The following is a 492-nucleotide window of genomic DNA, read 5'->3' as shown; positions in this document are numbered from 1 at the left end:
GTGATCGTATCTGTCGCGTCTGCTCCTACGCTTAACGCTACGTCTGCTGCATCTGCTCCTGTCACTCCAAGCCCTGCTGTTGCGTCAATCGCTGGCTTTTTGCTGCCGAAGCTATCCGTAATTTGTACGCTTAAYWGTCCCGAAAGTGTATTCTCCAGCGATGGATCCTGGATTCCCTCACCCGTTGTATCGTACTGAATCGTATCCCCTTGCTCTATTGTTGCATCCGACCCCAACGTTACAAGCAGCTTGCCGTCCACTTGCCATACCGCACTTGCGCCCGTTGTACCAATCGTATGACCACTTGCTGTCGTAATATTCGCCAGCGTTGCCGTTCCGCTTGTTTTGTTGATCGGTTGGTTAAACGTAATGGCAAAACTTTGAGYGCCTTGACGGTACGTTGTATCGTCGTACGTTGTCGTCGTTGCCGCTGTGATGGCTGTCGGTACCRCACCCGCACCAAATGTCGGCGCAATCGCCATCGCCGTGCTC

General features: G+C 53.1%; 1 protein-coding gene. It reads right to left on the bottom strand.

What is annotated here, in order from left to right:
* Positions 1–492: hypothetical protein (locus AB4114_RS35890; RefSeq protein ID WP_441992688.1), on the bottom strand; the 492-nt coding region annotated here is incomplete at both ends.

It is taken from the genome of Paenibacillus sp. 2RAB27 (assembly GCF_052115445.1).
Classification (GTDB): Bacteria; Bacillota; Bacilli; order Paenibacillales; family NBRC-103111; genus Paenibacillus_E.
The sequence above is the reverse complement of the archived record's forward strand: the minus strand, read 5'-3'. Positions and strand labels throughout refer to the sequence as shown.